The organism is Haloferax sp. S2CR25 (assembly GCF_031624535.1).
In the GTDB taxonomy this organism is placed as follows: Archaea; Halobacteriota; Halobacteria; order Halobacteriales; family Haloferacaceae; genus Haloferax; species Haloferax massiliensis.
The window spans coordinates 36,354-53,937 of record NZ_JAMQOO010000003.1 but is presented as its reverse complement, the minus strand read 5'-3'; the positions used below and the strand labels follow the sequence as shown (position 1 = coordinate 53,937).

Genomic DNA, 17,584 nt, shown 5'->3' with positions numbered 1-17,584 from the left:
AAGGAGGCGACATTTATATAAATCATATATCGCTATATCAATTCCCTGGAATAGAAGGTGCCAGAGTTTCGGAGGATGGGTCAGTTTTGGGTCGAATCTCCGCCGGTTCGGGTCCATCCCCCAATGAAGTGCTCGATTCCTGTGCATCCTGAACGAGATAACCGAGCAAGCATGGGAAATTGCGCGGTTTTAGCTGCTTCTATAGAGCGTCGCCACTCCCAAGCGGCGACCCCGGTGGGGAATCGGTCGCTCAGTCAGGCGGTATCAATGCCGAGGCGACGATCTCGACACACTCACCCGCGGTCAACACGGGCGCGTAGTCCATCTCGCCGTCGACATCCGCTTTCAGCAGAAAGTCCGTGAGCCGCCAGATGTTGTACAGCAGCACGGCGAACACGAAGTAGAACAGCCGCACGCGGTAGTCCTTTGAGGACGTCTTCGCGAGGAAATCACCTTTGATGGACTTGTACTCGTTCTCGATCTGCCAGCGCCGACTGTAGCGCTGACAGAACGTCTCGGCCTCGTCTGGCCCGACTCGGAGATTCGTCGCAAAGACGGTCGTTCCCTCGCCGCTCGTCGACGGCACGTACAAGAACCGCATCGGGTGCGATCCCGCCTCGACGTGGACGGACGCTGATTCAACAGCGACCTCCTGATCATCCTCTTCCATCCGCTCTAGCACCTCGCGTTCGGAGCTGTTGATGCGCTTTGGAATGAGGTAGTTCACGTCGAGATTCGAGAGTGTCTGAAACACGCGCATGGAATCGAACTCGCGGTCACAGAGCACCGTTTCGATAGGGACGTGCTCTTTCGCGCGCTGGACGAGTCGTCGCACAGTACGATGAATCTGATTTGGAGGGTTCTCGTCCCATGCTGAGCTCTCTCGCACCGGCTCAACTGCGAGGACGAGTGGGATGTTCTGTCCGATGATCGAGAGCGTCGCGAACTTGAACGCGCGGCCCTCATCATCTTTCGTCCCGCTCACCATCGGCATCTCCTCAACATCGCCGTAGTACGGAATGGTCGTGATGTCGATAGCGGCAGTTACGGGCCGGCGGAACGAGGCTTCGGAGGCGATGACCGAGAGCAAGCGGTCTGTGGTTGTATTGAAGCCCTCTATGAGCTCTTCAGGGGCGAACTGTTTGACTGCACGGAGGTGAGTGTCGCCATGTGGCCCATAGTCCTCGCCTCTTCGATACTGGAAGCGTGCGGCCCCTTGTGCGGTGCCGCACCGAACCATCCCCATAAAGGTCTGCAACTCGAAGAACCGCGTGTCCTCGTAGGACGCGTTCGCGGCCCGGTCAGACTCGAAGTAACCGAAGGCATGATCGCGGGCGAGTCGCGTCGTCTGGACGATCTCGTCCTGTGAGAATGACTCTTCTTCTACTGAATCCTCCTCTACTGAAGGCTCGTCGACGATTTCCTCCTTGGGCCTCGCCTCCGGTGCAGGAATGTCGAAATCGTGGACTTCTTTGACGACGAAGTGAGCGGCTGTCTGCACGTACTCCTGAACAGCGTCGCCGAATCGATTCCGCCACGCTCGGGAAAACGCCGATTCGTCCGGAACACGGCCGAAGCCAAGGGCTGTGGCGACTTCGGGTTGCCGCGTTAGTCGTTCCGTGAAGCCGGCGTACGAGTCACCCGTAATCTCCATGAAAATGAACGCGAGCACCATCGCGCGAAAGGAGAGGGGAGCAGGATGCCACGCTGGATAGCCATCTTCGATCTCGTCAATCGAGTGGTCTAAGTTCTCGAACGCGGTAATGAGATCGGTATCGTGGAGATCGTTTCGGATAGCGATCCCAAGCTGGTACGCTTCACACAGATAACGCATTCGAGGTCTCTCATCTGAGTGTGTCCCGCTAGAACCACTCATACATGTTACTAGGAAGAAAATAATATTAACTATTCGAGAGATCGGTGAGGTGTGCTGCGGACGGTCTGTGCCTGACCGCTACGAAGCACCACATATCCCTGAGATAGAACATGTGGTAGAGATTAGTTAGACCTATAACCAGCGTTGAACGATCTCGTGAGCTATCGCCATTGGTAAAAACACAAAAAGTATAATAAATAGTATTTCATCCGTACTCGGTCCAGAACCAGTTATTGCAGTGTAAAAAAATAGAAAACCAGTTGCCAGAACACCAACAATAGCGGCGACATAATCCGGATTATTCCACGGGGCCGAGGATTCATTGGCGGGCATGGTCCCTCATACGGTACCAAGTCCGTTAGTCATTTCGACATCTTCGTGTCTATTTGACGAGGCCGAATGAGTCCCCGGGTCATTCGTCTCTCTCAAGAGCGGTATGCTATGATGGATCGAAGCGTTCGAATCGCTGAATCGCGTATCGGTACGACCCGAACGTGACGATCACCCCACCAATTAAAAGAATGCCGCCACCGACGAGTCGGAACTGACCGACATCCGTAGTCCGGATGATCCGACCTAACTGATCGAACCACGCCGCAGCCTGCGAGAGCATCCCACTCGATCCACCGACCAGCCCGAGGATGATAGCAGGGAGCGAACCGAACAGCCCGGCGATGAGCGCCCGTGCGAGCTCAGGGGCGACGACGAGCAGAACGAGGATCGACCCAGGAAGGATCGTCAGTCCCAGGTGGAGTACGACCGTCGTGATTCGCGGGGGGAGCACTGCTCGACTCTGTCCGATGCTGATCGCACTGAAGCGCGGGAATCGCATCCCGATTGCCGGCGCGATGGCGGCCGCAACGACCGTGAGGTAAACGCTCAAAAGAACGAGCACGAGGCTCGGCACGAGTCCATCCGGAGAGAAGAGAGCCGCTCCCGCTGTCACGACGACCACGACCGGAAGCCCGAAGAGCAGTCCCGGTAGGATGAGCCCCCGGACGTACTGCACTCCGGAGACGGTGGTCAGCGTCACCGGGAGAACCGCTCCCTCGTCTCCGAAGGGGTTCATCGCGACCAGTACACCGGCCATCCACGGGAGGACAACCGCACACAGGGGCGCGGCAAGCGTTCGAAGCGAACCAGACTGGACGCCCGTGCTGATGAACGAGCTTCCGAACAGAACGACAGGCATGAGGAGGAACATCAGCCGGCGTGGATCACGTCGCGTCCGGAGTAGCGTCCACTCGGCGACGTGACGCGTCGGGGCGGCGACAACGCGTGGAACGGCAAGCGGTCGGATCGCAGCTGCCAGCGTATCACGACGAGGTGTGTGCGTGTCCGAGTCCGTGCGTCGAGCCTCGGACTCACCAACCCCGTCGTCAACGCTCACCGGATCGGTAAACCAGAGCGCTGCCGTCACTTTCTCTACGACAACCACCCCACCAACGAGGATGACGACGCTCCCGAGCAGCGCACCGACTGCTCTGCTACGGGACCCGGTGATCGGTGTACCAAGGGCGGCGAGATCAACGAACCACCCGACGGGGAGCCACGCAAGGGCTTCCTGCCCACCGAAGCCGGTCTGTGGGAGTAGCGTCAGCGCGTACCCACCCATCGCAAGGAGGACGACGACTGAACCGAGCGCCGTCTTATGCCGCGCGACGAACCTCGAGATCGCGACGAGCCACGCAACCGCGTAACCGACTATCGAACCACCGACCACTGCGGTGGCCGCGAACAGCACTGCAGCGAGCGGGAACGAGACGAGACTCACCGACGGTCCGAAGAGGTAGAGGACGACGATTGTCAGCGTGAGTGCTGGCAGCCCGAGATAGGCGAGGACGCGAAGCGTCTCCGCGACGAGTAATCCGCCAGCGGCCGTGCGCGACGACACTGTCGTCAGCATCAACGGCTCGGCGTCGATGCGTGGTCGGGCCGACGCGACCCGCTGGGCGACGATGAAGACGGCGAACAGCCAGAACAGCGCGACCATTCCGCTGACCTGCTCCGGGAGCGCAATCGTGCCGACTCCGCGAATCGCGTCCGCAAAGAGAATCGTAAATCCGACGAGAATCACCGACGGGAACACCAATCCCAATGCCATCAGTCCGAACCGGGCTTTGTCTCGCCAGATCGCCCGGACCGACCGCCGAAACTCGAAGACACCGACCTGAACTGCGTGGCGAAGCCACCCCGGTTCAACCATCGATTGCCTCCGAACCGTCGTCGCTGACGGGGTCGGCACTCGTCACTTCGAGGAATGCGTCTTCGAGCGTTCGCGTCTCTCCGGTTTCCGCCCGCTGTTTGAGTTCGTCCGGCGTGCCTTCGGCAACTAGTTGCCCATCGTACAGGATACCGACCGTCTCGGCGGCCTCCTCGACGACGGGGAGAATGTGCGTCGAGAGGAACACCGTCGTCCCCTCACTGGCGAGTTCCCGAATCATCTCGCGGATAGTGCGGGCCGCTCGTGGGTCGAGTCCCGACGTCGGCTCGTCGAGGAAGACGACGTCGGGCTCGTGGAAGACGGCCTGGACGTAGGCGACTTTCTGACGCATCCCCTTCGAGTACTCCGCGATACGCGTCCGGGCGTCTTCCTCGGGGAGATCAAGCGCGTTGAGGAGTGTGTCGATGCGCTTGCGTGTCTGCTCGTCTGGGATGTCGCGGAGCCCAGCGACGTACTCGAGTTGCTCGTAGGCGGTCGCCTGCTCGTACAGCGGTGGTTCCTCGGGAAGATAGCCGATGTGGGGACGAAGGGCGTCACGGTCAGCGATGTCCGCACCGGCGACAGTCGCCGTTCCGCTGGTAGGTTGCGTGAGCCCCGTGAGCAACCGCATGGTGGTCGTCTTCCCGGCTCCGTTCGGACCGAGAAAGCCGTAGACCGATCCTTCGGTGACGGTGAGATCGAGGGTGTCGACGGCGGTCGTAGTTTCGTAGCGTTTCGTCAGAGCGCCGGTTTCAATTGCGTATGTCATCTGTGAGCCGGAGAGGATCTGTCAATTTAATCTACTGATAGTTGGGTCTTGTTCGAGCTCCTCTGCATCTTTGTATTTAGTAGTTATCATGTAGTACAGGTAGACCGACCAATCCGTCAATAATGGAATGTAAGAGAAGAAATAGCTACCTGCAGAGATTGCAGTCAATACTGACGAACCCAATCCCTTCGGCAACGCAGATGATACATGCTGGCACATTCAGCGAGGCTGCACAGATCGCACAAGAACCGAAAAGGATGGCACCAGAGGTTGCAAACGCTGTTACGCAGTTCCAGTTCCAAGTACAGTTAGGGAAGCCTCCGGCTGCCTGCACGTCTTGTGCATTAAATTGCTCTGACACCTGCTCCTGTCCTTGAGCTTCTCGGAGGTCCTCGGGAGAGACCGTTTGAGTTTTCGAAGTGACCGCACCATCTTCCACTTCATAACGCGTGACCGTGCGGTACACGCCGTCATCACGAGTTTCACGAACGAGATGTGATCCCCATGTTGAAATTTCTGCGTTAGTTGACCATACGATGTTCGCTTCTTTACGTTCGTCGTTTTCGCCCGTCTCGAATGGAATGCTGACCGTATGGTACTCGACACCCCCACCTCCTTCTTCAAAGGTCCTCAAGACGTGACCGCTCTTCAGTCTTGGAGTCCAGCCGTTCTTTGCGAACGATTTCCAGATGAGTTTTACCTCATCATCGGCTAAGGCTTCTGCTCGAAGCTTGTTCCGCTCGGCCGGATCGTCGACTTCTTCGATATTGATTTGCCGATCGGGTTCTGCTGCTTCGACTTTCGGCACGACTCCGATTCCAAACGCGAGTGCGCTGATGCTCGCTGCACCCTTGAGTATCCCACGGCGAGTACTCGTCGCATCAGCACTCCGCTGTTGGGAAAGGGCTTCCCACATTTCTGCACAACCACTGCCGTCTTCTACGGCGTTGCTCAGTTCGTCTTGGTACCGCTCGATATCGTGGTTATCATCTGGCATGTGGATACACCACACTTGGCACACACTCAGCTATTGTATTCATCTCACCGACTGATGAATCCATCATGCGACGGGGGGTGCCCCCATTGGTTGCGACCCCACCCCAGTTCATACCCCCCACCCCCACGAGCTGACCCCCACCCCCACGACATGAGTTTTTCCGTCGTGGAGGGACCGATAGTTATCCTGTTAATTAGATGCAGGAAATTAAGCCCATCCGGTAGAGCGTGTCATAGAACTCTTCACATACTACAATCAATTTGATTACTATTATAGCGGATCACTTGTTCATAGATGCGTGCACCAAGTGCACAGCGTTTAGAGCCGGTTAGAGAGTCCCCTTTCGTTTCCGAATAATGATTTCTCTCACCCGTTCAACGTGGTTCGTCTCGGATTGAACGAATGCTGTGAGGATGGCTTCGACGATCTCGGAGCGGCTGGCTCCGAGATCGTCACACTCAGCGACCAGTTCATCCACTTCTCGCACGATTTCCTCGTCAACAGCGACTCCGAACTTCTCTTTCGCCATAGCTACGACAAGCTAAGAACAGCGTGCACCAAGTGTACGGCGTTTTCAAATCGTTAGAGCTGATTCAGCAAACCATGTGAACTCTTCTATGACACCCTCACGTCGTGTTGACTGGTCCGGGTGCAAAAAAAGCCGAGTCATGGGATCCACCCAGTCGGTACGACGAATTGTCTCATCTGACTGGACGGTAGTTACGCTTTATCGCTGTCCTGTTCGTTTGTGTCGTCCTCCGCCCAATCTCCGTCGACAAGGCCTAGTCGTATCGTGCCGCCGTCAACGGAGCGTCCGGCCGTTTACGCTGGTCTTCGTCGAACGCTCGCCACTCCAGTTGCTGGGTGGAGTTGCTCTACTTCGGAAAATGAGGTTCTGTAAACGAGTTATATTTCCATCATTTCGGAGGAGGACCCAGTCAAACAGTCTCTGTGAGTGGCTGAGACAGTGTTATACAGGAAAGTGACATTCTTCGGGCCAAGTCTGTTACTCCGATTCTCTGTAGTTCTTTGAACCAGAGTTGGTTGACTCCCGACACCAATATGCGATAGCAAGTCGTTCGGCAACCAATCCTCCTAAGATAATGATAAGTAAGGCAACGGCCACAGCGCCTATTGCTCGTTGATATGAGGCTTCGATTGGAGTGCCAAGAACTGCAAGGTCGATGAACCAACTAACTGGTAGCCAACCGATACTTGAGATAGTTGATTCTCCAATATATGATGATTGAATCAATATATAAATAATTACAGTGACGATAAATAAAAGGACACCAAGGTCAATTATGTTTCGAGCAGTGTATCGTGAATGGGCAATCAGGAGTAAGCGGGCAAACCCGACGACGTAGCCGAATACGATTGCGCTTGCGACAAACAGACAGACAGTAAGAGGAATCAGTAGTACAGTTATTGGGGCGAAAAATGCGGCTCCAATGACCCCTGTAAAAATTAATGTTGGAAGGATTAGGAATAACCATGAGCGAAAAAAATCGCCAATGAGCCGGCCGACGACAACTGCTCGTAATGTTACTGAGGTAGCGGACAATCGCTCACGACTAGGATTTGGTCGAAACGAAAGTGCTCGAAGGATAAGGTAGCTCGTACCAAACCACAGAAACGCTACAACTCCCCGAGAATAGCTGGATATTGGGACAGTACTTTCAGTTGAGCGAAGTGCAATTATATAAAGAATTCCGATACCACCAACTCCAATCCCCCCCGCAAAAAAACTGAAAGTCAGAAGCCGTAACCGAATCGGGTTATTCCGTATCGCTTGGATGGTATCAGTGAATTCATCAAGTCCGATACGAACGCTTTGTCGAAGCCAGATTGGAGGACCCATACTTTTTGAATTGCCAGATAACTATTCACTCTTATTTTGTGGATCTGGGTCCCATCCGAGACGTTTTAGAGCAAGTAGACCAACTGTGATAGCGAGTCCTGCAAGCAAGGCATCGAGAACAACATTTATGATAAGAGACGTTCCTTCCAAATCAAGCTGATACCAAGCCATGAATCCTGCGATCACTATCACTCCCAATATTGCGGATATTTCTACGTCTGTGAAGTTGAGTTGGGGCATAGCGTCCAATTAAGTAATGGTCGTGTGTAGTATAAATGATTGTTGTGCTATCACTTGGTGGTCTTCTCTAATGCACCTCGTTGAAGCACGTTGAGTAGCAGGCGTTGTTTGCAAGACCGAAACAAATAATTCCACAGGTTGGGGCAACGGGAACGGTCGCAACGTACGCGACACAGGCAGCGACACAAGCTGCTCCGGTGAGACCTGCCAGAACAGAACAGAGCGCACCGCAGTAGTCGATACAGATACCGAATGAACAATGCACGTGGTTGCTGCCCTCTGCTTGAGTGAGGCTGACATCCGCAGTTGCCGGGTCGATACCGACCGCTTGGAGGTACTGCTGGAACTCCCCGTCTTTTGACAGAGCAACGCGGTAGATGAACTTGTCTGTGGCAGGTACCTCACGAAGGAGATACGCCTTGTCCGTGTGAAGCTCGAATTTCTCAGGACGGTTTTGTAGGTTCTCTTTGAGCTGTCTGAATCGCTTGTTTTGTGCCTCTAGTTTGTCACGAGTTTCTTGAACTAACGGCGTATCACCAACATCGAATTGACTGCCCAGTTGACCGTCAACGACACGCAGTCCGTTATCGATCTGCTTTGATCCGAGAACTTTGACATTCTCGCTGCCGATAGTTTCGTGACTGTGATCGGTTGAGAAGTTGTCTTCTTGGTAATAGTGGATGACGGGTTTGGATGTGTTCTCCGCAGTTCCAAACTGTACACTCACACCTTGGTTATTACCGACTTTGTACTCAACCGCTGCTTCGACCGGAGGGACTCCGTTGAGCGTCTCAGAAACAAGTCGTGTTTGTTTCGATTGACGTGCGTTTGCAATGACTCGATCACGTCGCTTACCTGTTAGCCTCTCAGAGTCGATAGGTGGTTCTGCGACTGTGGTTCCGCTCATTACACCAGTCCCGAGAGTAGCTGCTCCTACAGTGAGCCCTGCTTGTTTTATGAACTGGCGTCGCCTTCGAGCGTTCGTGAGAATTTCCCACGTCTCTGTACATCCGCTCCCCTCACTTGTTGCTTCATTTAGTCTGCCTCGATACTCGTCGAGAGTGGATTCCTCGTCTTCAGTCATGGTATGACACAACATCTGGCACATATTCGGCAATTGTATTCATCTCACTGGCTGATGAATTCTTCATGTGATGGGGGTCACCCCCACGATCTGACCCCCTCCCCCACGGCGTGAGTGGCCCCCGAATCCGCTACAAATGAATCAACCTACTTTACTCTAAGAAGAATTTAACCGTCGCCGGTGTGTGTGACTTATTCGCATGGTCTCCTCAGCCGGCGACGACCTCGGCGCCGTCCTTACCGAACGGCACGCTTACCTCCGCGCCCTCATCGAACACCCTCGCTCGAAGCGTGACCTGGAAGATGAGGTGGATATCTCGCGTTCGACGCTGGACCGTGCTCTCCGCGACCTCGCTGATGCCGACCTCGTCCAGTATGAAGATGGCGTCTGGACCCCCACGCTGCTCGGGTGGTGTAGCTACCGAGCGCAGGAAGCGTATCGTGACCACCTCACGACACTCGCTGACGCAGCCCCACTCCTCGACCACCTCTCGCTCGACGGCCCGGTTGGCTGTGCGTTCCTCGACGACGCTGACGTCTACGAGGCCGACCCGTCGATGCCAGACGCAGTCATCCAAACACTTCTCGATTCCGTTGAGCACGCAACGGAAGTGTGTGTCGCTACTCCAGTCGTCGTGACTGGCTTCGCCGAGAAGTTCTACGACTGCGTACGGATCGGCGACAACTACACGCTGGAGATGATCCTGCCAGCCCAGGTGTTCGAACAGGTTCATACGGCGTTTCCGACGCTCACAAACGAGCTGATGAGCGACGGGAACGTGCGTCTGTATCGAGCGTCGATCCCGTTTTCGTTCGGGCTCTGGATTGCGGATGCGGACGAGGTTGGAATCGTTGTCTTCACCGAGCAAGGGCTGGGTGGCATCTTGGTGAACGATACCGACGACGCGCTCGACTGGGCGACAGACCAGTATGAACGCGCGAAACAGGACGCCGAGCCGGTCTTCCTCCGAGGCCGCCTCTGAATAGGAGAGAACTTACCCCTCCAATTTTTGATTCAGTTCTCGATATTTTGAATAGAAGGCACGCATCAAATCCATCCTCCGAAGTTGTGAGTTCCACAGTTTCGGAGGATAGGCCAGTTTTGGAGTAAATCTGCGTTGGCTCGTGGTTTTCTCGGCGGTCAACGGCCGATATCGAATCGATATAGGCGTAATTCTCGGATAAGCGTGAGAAATTGCGTGGATTCTGGAGATGCAAAGCAGCGTTGCCACTCCCGAACAGCGGACTCAGCGGGAGTCAACCGGTTAGTCGGGCGGGATCAACGCCGAGACGACGATCTCGACGCATTCGCCCGCGGTCAACACGGGCGCATACTCCATCTCGCCATCGACCCCCGCTTTCAGCAGGAAGTCCGTGAGTCGCCAGATATTGTACAAGAGTACCGCGAACACGAAGTAGAACAAGCGAACGCGGTAGTCCTTCGAGGACGTCTTCGCGAGGAAGTCTCCCTTGATGCTCTTGTACTCGTTTTCGATCTGCCAGCGACGACTGTACCGGCGACAGAACGTCTCGGCCTCATCCGGCCCGACTCGGAGATTCGTCGCGAAAACGGTCGTCCCCTCGCCGCTCGTCGACGGCGCGTACAAGAATCGCATCGGGTGTGAGCCTGCTTCGACGTGCACGGACGCCGATTCTACAGCTACATCTTGGTCGTCTTCGTCCATTCGCTCGATTACTTCGCGTTCGGAGCTGGTGACCCGTTTCGGGATGAGGTAGTTCACACCGAGGTTCGAGAGGGTCTGGAAGACACGCATCGAATCAAATTCACGGTCACAGAGGACCGTCTCGATCGGAACGTGTTCCTTCGCCCGTTGAACGAGTCGCCGCACGGTACGATGGATCTGATTCGGCGGGTTCTTATCCCACGCTGAACTCTCGCGCACTGGCTCGACCGCAAGGACAAGTGGGATGTTCCGCCCGATGATCGAGAGGGTCGCAAACTTGAACGCCCGCCCCTCGCCGTCTTTCGTGCCGCTCACCATTGGCATCTCCTCGACATCCCCGTAGTAGGGAACAGTCGTGATGTCGATCGCAGCGGTCACTGGCCGGCGGAACGAGGATTCGGAGGCGATGACCGAGAGTAAGCGATCAGTCGTTTCATTAAACCCATCCACAAGTTCTTCAGGTTCGAATTGTTTGACAGCGCGGAGGTGAGTGTCCCCATGCGGCCCATACTCCTCACCGCGTCGATACTGAAAGCGTGCGGCTCCTTGTGCGGTGCCGCACCGAACCATCCCCATGAAGGTCTGCAACTCGAAGAACTGTGTGTCCTCGTAGGACGCGTTCGCACCACGCCCAGAGTCGAAGTAGCCAAAAGCGTGATCGCGCGCGAGCCGTGTCGTCTGAAGAATTTCGTCCTGGGAGAACAACTCTTCTTTTACTGAGTCTTCCTCTACTGGAGCTTCTTCGACGATCTCCTTCTTAGGGCGCACTTCGTGCGCAGGGATGTCGAAATCATGGACTTCTTTGACGACGAAGTGAGCTGCAGTCTGCACGAACTCCTGGACAGCGTCGTCGAATCGATTCCGCCACGCTCGCGAGAACGCTGATTCGCCGGGCACGCGACTGAAGCCCAAGCTGGAAGCGACTTCGGGGTGCCGCGTCAGCCGTCGAGTGAATGCGGCGTACGACTCACCCGTAATCTCCATGAAAACGAACGAGAGAACCATCGCACGAAAGGAGAGCGGGCCAGGGTGCCACGCCGGATAGCCATCTTCAACTGAATCAATCGAATGGTCTAGGTTCTCGAACGCGGTGACGAGGTCGGACTCATGGAGATCGTTTCGAATGGCTATCCCGAGCTGGTACGCTTCACACAGATAGCGCATTCGCGGACTCTCACGAGAATGCGAACCGCTAGAACCACTCATGCGAGGTACTGAGAAAGATTACAAAATCAACGCTTCGAGAGCTTGGTAAGGGTTTGCGGGTGGTCTGTAACTGAGCGTTTCAGGTCATCACATACCTATGGGCGAGACGGATTGCAGAAATGAAAAAGAATCATTCGTGTGATGGTACCCTCAGCAAGTGATGTTCGGGTTGAACTTGGCAAACTGTCCGTTAGGATTCTCGGAGAATAACCAACCGTGGAGTCCGTAATGGCGTGGTTGGTCTGGGTAGTGGCCTTCCATTGGCCCCTTGAGGGTCATCCGATCTTCCTCACCGAACAGTTCCGGAGGCTCATCGGTCGATTCAGCCGGTACAAACCACTCTGCACCGGCCAGTTCAAGTTCTCCGCTGGTAGTCTTTTGGTAAAAGAGAACTTGAGGTTGGTCGTAGGAGAGCTCCGTAAATTCAGGATTGACAAACGGTTTTCCTAATTTGTCTATACACACATCTAAATTCTGATAACCATCATCTAACGCTTTCTGGGAAGACTGGTACTTCTCCAGAACAGATTTGGTGGTCTTGATGTTCACACCTGAACCGCTTTGGGCATTACTATTCGAAGCATCAGTACATCCAGCAAGGCTAGCAGCAACTGTACTTCCGATAACACGTAGGACGTTTCGACGCTTCATGATTAGAGTATCGTATCGCTGTTCAAAATAATGTTGGAAACCACAAGAGCGGTTTTAGTGATGAAAAGATGAGGGGCGTTACTGGTAAATTAGCACTCATTAGTCATGTAGTCGTTGATCGTTGACACCGCACAATTAGAATACGTAGACACGGATTCTTGTGGAGAACCGGAGTCCTCACACTGAGGGCCTTCGTTGTCAAACATGTAGGTCACGAGGCCGTCCACAGTGTTCACGGAATCTTCCGGGTGTTTTGCACCGTAGATATGTCCCGGTTCCATGCCGAGGTAATGTCGGATACCGATTCCGTTGGTGTCGAAGGAAGGAAGATGACCGCCGGTCGCAGCCTCGTAATCAACGAGAGCCGTTTTGTTGTCCTCGGTCCATCCATTAATGCCACCGACGAAGGCACACCCATAGTAATCGCCATCCCAGTAGTGATCTAGGACGACACACCCATCGTTACTTCCGTAGTAGTCGAAGTTGTTCTTGAGCCACTCGTCAGCCTCCACGAGCCGGTCACCCGACTGTCCGCAGGTAGTGGTAGCGCTGACTGGAACCTCGAGGTTCCACGTGTTTGCTACGGGATCGGTACTGACCTCGTTCCAGACGTTGTTCTTGAACCACGCAGCTTCTTGATCAAGCTTTGACTCAGCGTTACTTCCGTAGTGATTGTAGAAGTCATCCGTGCCGAAGAAATCCCAGATGCAGGTCATTATTGGCACCTCCTCTGACCGAAGAGCGGACCATGGTCGTAATTACGATGCACGACGAACAGATCGCTGTTTGGGACGGATTCGACTTTCATATTGTCTGCTGCGATGTTTCCTTTGAGAATCCCGAGTATCGGATACTCCGGGATGTCCGGTATGACGGCTACCTTCGGCGCTCCGAACAGATCAAGAGTTCCGTTATTTCGAACGGTAAGCTCGGGAGTTACTGTGGTCTTTTCGGTCCCAACGACAGGACGGACTGTGTAAGTCCCCTCATGGCCGGGACGTTTGATCTCTCGTTCTACCGGATCCCCGTATTTCTTGACTGTCACAGTCTGTTCAGAAAGTCCCTGAGTTGCTTCCGACTCCGGGGAAACACGTAGGACTGGATTGCCATCCTGGGACACGACTGCGGTCCCTCCCTCCATCTTGACGTCGAATGTGAATGGAGTGTAACCTTCGACGGGCTGAAGCTGAGTTACGCTTTTGCCGTCGTAGTCGCTCTGCTGGTAGAGCATCTCTGTCTGTTGGAACCCAGTCTGATCAGAGAACCGGGTGATATTCAACGGACTTCGGAGGAGGGCGTTGTGGGGGCCTCGAAGCTCCGCTGGATCGACTCTCAGAAGGAAAAGCCGATTCTTGTGCGTGTACGTGTTTGGAACCGCATTCGCAGGACTAACTCTCGGGATTCGATCTGATGCCGCAGGGTGGTTGATCTTTAGGTCAACCACCGTTTTCTTGCCTTGCTTAAGATCGGATTTACTCCGATCACCCTCCCGAAGGTCGAACATCGGTAAGGTAGCGAACGCGCCGGCCATCCCGGACTTCTTGAGAAAATCACGGCGTGTGTTTTCTCTATTGCCTTTCATTGGTGTAGATTGCTGTGTCATGTCTGTGTCTCCTTTCCCGGTTATGAGTTGGTGTCGGACCCAACTGTGGGCGGACTTCAGTTTCGTTGTTTGAGGGTTGTGCGTGCACGTGGTTGTCATCTGGCATGTGGACACACCACACCCGGCACATAACCGGCGGTTGTATTCATCTCACCGACTGATGAATTCTTCATGAGATGAGGGGTGCCCCCAGTTGATTGTACCCCCTCCCAATCCATACCCCCCTCCCCCACAGGTTGACCCCCACCCCCACACCGTGAGTAAACCCCCGCATCTGCTACTAATGAATCAACCTACTCAGCTATAGGGAGAATTTAACCGTCGCCTATGTGTAAATAGTTAACATGGCTCTCTCATCCGGCGACGATCTCGACGCCGTCCTCACCGAGCGCCACTCCTACCTCCGCGTACTCATCGAACACCCACGCTCGAAACGCGATTTAGAAGACGCGGTGGATGTCTCGCGCTCCACGCTGGACCGTGCCCTGCGCGACCTCGCTGCTGCTGATCTCGCCCGGTATGAAGACGGCGTCTGGATGCCTACGCTTCTCGGGTGGTGTAGCTACCGAGCGCAGGAAGCGTATCGTGACCAGCTCTCTACACTCGCCGAAGCCGCCCCAATCCTCAACCACCTCTCGATCGACGAGCCGATTGGCTGTGCGTTCCTCGATGGCGCTGACGTCTACGAGGCCGACCCATCGATGCCGGACGCAGTCATACAGACACTTCTCGATTCGGTTGAGCACGCAACGGAGGTGTATGTCGCTACTCCAGTCGTCGTGACTGGCTTCGCCGAGGAATTCTACGAATGCGTGAAGATTAGCGAACGCTACTCGCTCGAGATGATCCTGCCAACCCAGGTGTTCGAACAGGTCCATACCGCGTTTCCGACGCTCACGAACGAGTTGATGAACGACGGGAACGTGCACCTGTATCGAGCATCGATCCCGTTTTCGTTCGGGCTCTGGATTGCGGATGCGGACGAGGTTGGAATCGTGGTCTTCACTGAGCAAGGGCTGGGTGGCATTTTGGTGAACGATACCGACGACGCGCTCGACTGGGCGACAGACCAGTATGAACGCGCGAAACAGGAGGCTGAGCCGGTCTTCCTCCGAGGCCGCCTCTGAATAGGAGAAAATCACCCCTCCAATTTTTGATTCAGTTCTCGATATTTTGAATAGAAGGTACGCATCAAATCCATCCTCCGAGATTGTGCTCCGTCCACAGTTTCGGAGGATAGGCTAGTTTCAGGCTGACTCTCCGTCAACTCGTAGTTCTTCTCCCCGATAGAGAATCGAATTTGAACCCTTTCGGGTGCACTATCGGACGGGCGTGAGAAATTGCGTGAATTCTGGCGCTGCCGAGCAACGTCGCCACTCCCGAGAGGTGGACTCAGCGAGGGATCAGCCTGTTAGTCAGGCGGGATCAACGCCGAGACGACGATCTCAACACACTCGCCCGCGGTCAACACGGGCGTGTAGTCCATCTCTCCATCGACGCCTGCTTTCAGCAGGAAGTCCGTGAGCCGCCAGATGTTGTAGAGCAACACCGCGAACACGAAGTAGAACAACCGCACGCGGTAGTCTTTCGAGGACGTCTTCGCCAAAAAAATCACCCTTGATGCTCTTGTACTCGTTTTCGATCTGCCAGCGCCGACTATACCGGCGACAGAACGTCTTGGCCTCATCCGGTCCGACTCGGAGGTTCGTTGCGAAGACAGTAGTTCCCTCACCGCTCGTCGACGGCACGTACAGAAACCGTATCGGATGCGAGCCGGCCTCGACGTGGACGGACGCTGATTCAACACCGACGGGTGGGGGAACTCTCAAGTCTCAGAGAGAAATGGTCCCCGTCCGAAGAATCACGATCATCCTCACTCAAACAGGTCGTCGAAGGCTCCTTTCTCATCGTCGGTTGCTCTGCCTGCGAACATGGCTGGCTGTTCGGGCTCCTTCAGTTCACCCACGTCTACGTCTTCCTCATCGACGTCGAGCGCCTCAGCTACCTTGTCCGGGAGCGCTGGACGGGGGGCATCCTCGTGGCGCTGGATTCGTTTCGGCTTGACTGTGTTCTCATGAATAGCGCGGAGAACGGGGACACCACGGAGGTACTTGAACTCCTCCAGCACCGCGACGCCCCGTTCGGTCAGTCCGTAGAACTTGCTCGGCTGATCTCGCGTTCCCTCGCTCCCCTCATGGGTATACGCCGCGATGATGCCGTGATCGATCAGCTCCCCGAGCTGGTCGAGGATCGCAGACTCGCTTTTCTGGCTGTAGTACCCGAGTTCTGCGAGGGAGGTCAGGTGGGCGGGATGCCCGAGGATTGTCTGGAGGATGTGGTGGCGAGTCTCCTGAGAGAGGAGTTCGTGCATCGCCCGCTGGGCCTCGAAGGGAGCAGTGGGATCGGCCGGGGGCGTCTCGCTCATACACTTACCTCAGCGCCACAGCAGTATAATAGTTCGGTATAACCCAGTGGGCATATCCAAGTTGGTCAAATTCAATATAGCCAAGTTATTTCGGCAGCATTAAGTGACGCTCACACCCACGTCGGCCCGAATGGCTCCCTCCGGGTCGTCTGATGCTGCACGGGTCAAGCAAGCGCTCAACAGAGCGTTGACCGACCCGCTCGAAGTCGACGAACGGAAGGCAGCGATCGAGTTTATCCGCACAGAGTTGCCTGCTTTCCAGGTATCCGGGCGCACGACCTACCTCGTCCTCGGGAGCTACCGCGACGGGTTCGAGCGAAATCTCCGAATCGTTCAGAGTGAACTCAACAAGCGGACCGACACGTTCGCAGCTGTCGTCGGTGATCTCCGTGACCCCGACTTCGCCGACCGATCGCCGTTCGCGGTCAAACTGCATCTGCTGGCCACGTACGCCGACTGGATCGCGGGTGTCTACGAGAAGGAATCTGGCGGCGAGAGCCCCGAACTCGGTGTCATCCATACTCTCTATTTCACAAAGACTCATGTCCTGCCGAAAGATTACGTATGGATGACCGACGGGAACGTGGACACTCCCGACGCCGTTCGACGTGCAGCCCTTGAGATCTACTTCAACAACGATATCGACGCCGAGGACAAGAAAGCCGAACTGGAGGGGCTCTATCACACGGCCAAAGAGAACGATATCAGTATCACGTCTGAGGAGATCAGAGAAACGATCAACGAACGGAGGCAGTCAAACGAATCTCCAGCGACGTATAGTTGGGTTCATCTCAGCTTCTTCCGTGATTTCGAACGCGCCGGGCAGTGTCATCCCTGGTTCATCGATAGCGAGCTGAGAGAGCAGGCGGCTCGCGTTCCTGGTCCCAGTCTGCCACGGTGGGCAGCTGACTGGGAACCGGACGGCGCTCTCTAAGCAAATCGGTCGATATCGCCATTGTCGGAACTCAGAGCTCGTTCACGACGA

General features: G+C 55.2%; 15 protein-coding genes and 1 pseudogene. 3 read left to right on the top strand and 13 right to left on the bottom strand.

Annotated elements, in window-relative coordinates:
• Positions 1–250: 250 nt before the first annotated feature.
• The 7 genes from NDI65_RS08765 to NDI65_RS08735 form a co-directional block, all read right to left on the bottom strand.
• Positions 251–1,834: a transposase gene (locus tag NDI65_RS08765; RefSeq protein WP_310893650.1), complete on the bottom strand. Its 1,584-nt coding sequence runs from the start codon at positions 1,832–1,834 to the stop codon at positions 251–253.
• Positions 1,835–2,315: 481 nt separating this feature from the next.
• Positions 2,316–4,082 carry a TetR family transcriptional regulator gene (locus NDI65_RS08760; RefSeq protein WP_310893595.1) on the bottom strand — a complete coding sequence of 589 codons (1,767 nt, stop codon included), beginning with the start codon at positions 4,080–4,082 and terminating at the stop codon, positions 2,316–2,318.
• Positions 4,075–4,848, bottom strand: a complete 774-nt coding sequence (locus tag NDI65_RS08755) for an ABC transporter ATP-binding protein (RefSeq protein WP_310893594.1) — start codon at positions 4,846–4,848, stop codon at positions 4,075–4,077. Before NDI65_RS08755 ends, NDI65_RS08760 begins: the two co-directional genes overlap by 8 nt.
• A gap of 145 nt (positions 4,849–4,993) precedes the next feature.
• Positions 4,994–5,845 (bottom strand): hypothetical protein, encoded by an 852-nt coding sequence (locus tag NDI65_RS08750; RefSeq protein WP_310893593.1) that lies wholly within the window; start codon positions 5,843–5,845, stop codon positions 4,994–4,996.
• 328 nt (positions 5,846–6,173) lie between these two features.
• Positions 6,174–6,374, bottom strand: a complete 201-nt coding sequence (locus NDI65_RS08745; protein ID WP_246989728.1) for a ribbon-helix-helix protein, CopG family — start codon at positions 6,372–6,374, stop codon at positions 6,174–6,176.
• 1,353 nt (positions 6,375–7,727) lie between these two features.
• Positions 7,728–7,946 carry a hypothetical protein gene (locus tag NDI65_RS08740; protein ID WP_310893592.1) on the bottom strand — a complete coding sequence of 73 codons (219 nt, stop codon included), beginning with the start codon at positions 7,944–7,946 and terminating at the stop codon, positions 7,728–7,730.
• Positions 7,947–8,013: 67 nt separating this feature from the next.
• Positions 8,014–9,030 carry a twin-arginine translocation signal domain-containing protein gene (locus tag NDI65_RS08735; protein WP_310893591.1) on the bottom strand — a complete coding sequence of 339 codons (1,017 nt, stop codon included), beginning with the start codon at positions 9,028–9,030 and terminating at the stop codon, positions 8,014–8,016.
• Positions 9,031–9,229: 199 nt separating this feature from the next.
• Here NDI65_RS08735 and NDI65_RS08730 point away from each other — a divergent pair, with 199 nt between their 5' ends.
• On the top strand, positions 9,230–10,012 hold the full coding sequence (locus tag NDI65_RS08730) for a helix-turn-helix domain-containing protein (RefSeq protein ID WP_310893590.1): 783 nt from the start codon (positions 9,230–9,232) through the stop codon (positions 10,010–10,012).
• A 282-nt stretch (positions 10,013–10,294) separates the two neighbouring features.
• Here NDI65_RS08730 and NDI65_RS08725 read toward each other — a convergent pair whose 3' ends face one another.
• The 4 genes from NDI65_RS08725 to NDI65_RS08710 all read right to left on the bottom strand — a co-directional run bounded on the left by NDI65_RS08725 (position 10,295) and on the right by NDI65_RS08710 (position 14,174).
• Positions 10,295–11,878, bottom strand: a complete 1,584-nt coding sequence (locus NDI65_RS08725) for a transposase (protein WP_123623101.1) — start codon at positions 11,876–11,878, stop codon at positions 10,295–10,297.
• Between the two features lie 192 nt (positions 11,879–12,070).
• Entirely contained in the window at positions 12,071–12,571 is a 501-nt protein-coding gene (locus NDI65_RS08720) for a hypothetical protein (protein ID WP_123623064.1), read from the bottom strand.
• Between the two features lie 89 nt (positions 12,572–12,660).
• Positions 12,661–13,287, bottom strand: coding sequence for a hypothetical protein (locus NDI65_RS08715; RefSeq protein WP_123623067.1), 627 nt, complete (start codon positions 13,285–13,287; stop codon positions 12,661–12,663).
• Positions 13,287–14,174, bottom strand: a complete 888-nt coding sequence (locus tag NDI65_RS08710; protein ID WP_164471140.1) for a twin-arginine translocation signal domain-containing protein — start codon at positions 14,172–14,174, stop codon at positions 13,287–13,289. The genes NDI65_RS08715 and NDI65_RS08710 overlap by 1 nt, the downstream gene beginning before the upstream one ends.
• 344 nt (positions 14,175–14,518) lie before the next feature.
• On the opposite strand from NDI65_RS08710, the gene NDI65_RS08705 reads away from it, so the two are divergent.
• Positions 14,519–15,301, top strand: coding sequence for a transcriptional regulator (locus NDI65_RS08705; RefSeq protein ID WP_123622727.1), 783 nt, complete (start codon positions 14,519–14,521; stop codon positions 15,299–15,301).
• Between the two features lie 284 nt (positions 15,302–15,585).
• Here NDI65_RS08705 and NDI65_RS08700 read toward each other — a convergent pair.
• Positions 15,586–15,979 (bottom strand): annotated as a pseudogene (locus tag NDI65_RS08700) (transposase); the annotation flags it as partial.
• Positions 15,980–16,047: 68 nt separating this feature from the next.
• Positions 16,048–16,599, bottom strand: a complete 552-nt coding sequence (locus tag NDI65_RS08695; protein ID WP_310893589.1) for an ArsR family transcriptional regulator — start codon at positions 16,597–16,599, stop codon at positions 16,048–16,050.
• Between the two features lie 130 nt (positions 16,600–16,729).
• Here NDI65_RS08695 and NDI65_RS08690 point away from each other — a divergent pair, with 130 nt between their 5' ends.
• Positions 16,730–17,533: a hypothetical protein gene (locus NDI65_RS08690; RefSeq protein WP_310893588.1), complete on the top strand. Its 804-nt coding sequence runs from the start codon at positions 16,730–16,732 to the stop codon at positions 17,531–17,533.
• Positions 17,534–17,584 lie beyond the last annotated feature (51 nt).

What these genes read in the sequence shown, in the direction of transcription:
- NDI65_RS08760 (WP_310893595.1), bottom strand. Translation starts at nt 4,082, where the DNA reads ATGGTTGAACCGGGGTGGCTTCGCCACGCAGTTCAGGTCGGTGTCTTC.
- NDI65_RS08755 (WP_310893594.1), bottom strand. Translation starts at nt 4,848, where the DNA reads ATGACATACGCAATTGAAACCGGCGCTCTGACGAAACGCTACGAAACT.
- NDI65_RS08750 (WP_310893593.1), bottom strand. Translation starts at nt 5,845, where the DNA reads ATGCCAGATGATAACCACGATATCGAGCGGTACCAAGACGAACTGAGC.
- NDI65_RS08715 (WP_123623067.1), bottom strand. Translation starts at nt 13,287, where the DNA reads ATGACCTGCATCTGGGATTTCTTCGGCACGGATGACTTCTACAATCAC.
- NDI65_RS08740 (WP_310893592.1), bottom strand. Translation starts at nt 7,946, where the DNA reads ATGCCCCAACTCAACTTCACAGACGTAGAAATATCCGCAATATTGGGA.
- NDI65_RS08695 (WP_310893589.1), bottom strand. Translation starts at nt 16,599, where the DNA reads ATGAGCGAGACGCCCCCGGCCGATCCCACTGCTCCCTTCGAGGCCCAG.
- NDI65_RS08705 (WP_123622727.1), top strand. Translation starts at nt 14,519, where the DNA reads ATGGCTCTCTCATCCGGCGACGATCTCGACGCCGTCCTCACCGAGCGC.
- NDI65_RS08725 (WP_123623101.1), bottom strand. Translation starts at nt 11,878, where the DNA reads ATGCGCTATCTGTGTGAAGCGTACCAGCTCGGGATAGCCATTCGAAAC.
- NDI65_RS08745 (WP_246989728.1), bottom strand. Translation starts at nt 6,374, where the DNA reads ATGGCGAAAGAGAAGTTCGGAGTCGCTGTTGACGAGGAAATCGTGCGA.
- NDI65_RS08765 (WP_310893650.1), bottom strand. Translation starts at nt 1,834, where the DNA reads ATGCGTTATCTGTGTGAAGCGTACCAGCTTGGGATCGCTATCCGAAAC.
- NDI65_RS08710 (WP_164471140.1), bottom strand. Translation starts at nt 14,174, where the DNA reads ATGACACAGCAATCTACACCAATGAAAGGCAATAGAGAAAACACACGC.
- NDI65_RS08730 (WP_310893590.1), top strand. Translation starts at nt 9,230, where the DNA reads ATGGTCTCCTCAGCCGGCGACGACCTCGGCGCCGTCCTTACCGAACGG.
- NDI65_RS08720 (WP_123623064.1), bottom strand. Translation starts at nt 12,571, where the DNA reads ATGAAGCGTCGAAACGTCCTACGTGTTATCGGAAGTACAGTTGCTGCT.
- NDI65_RS08735 (WP_310893591.1), bottom strand. Translation starts at nt 9,030, where the DNA reads ATGACTGAAGACGAGGAATCCACTCTCGACGAGTATCGAGGCAGACTA.
- NDI65_RS08690 (WP_310893588.1), top strand. Translation starts at nt 16,730, where the DNA reads ATGGCTCCCTCCGGGTCGTCTGATGCTGCACGGGTCAAGCAAGCGCTC.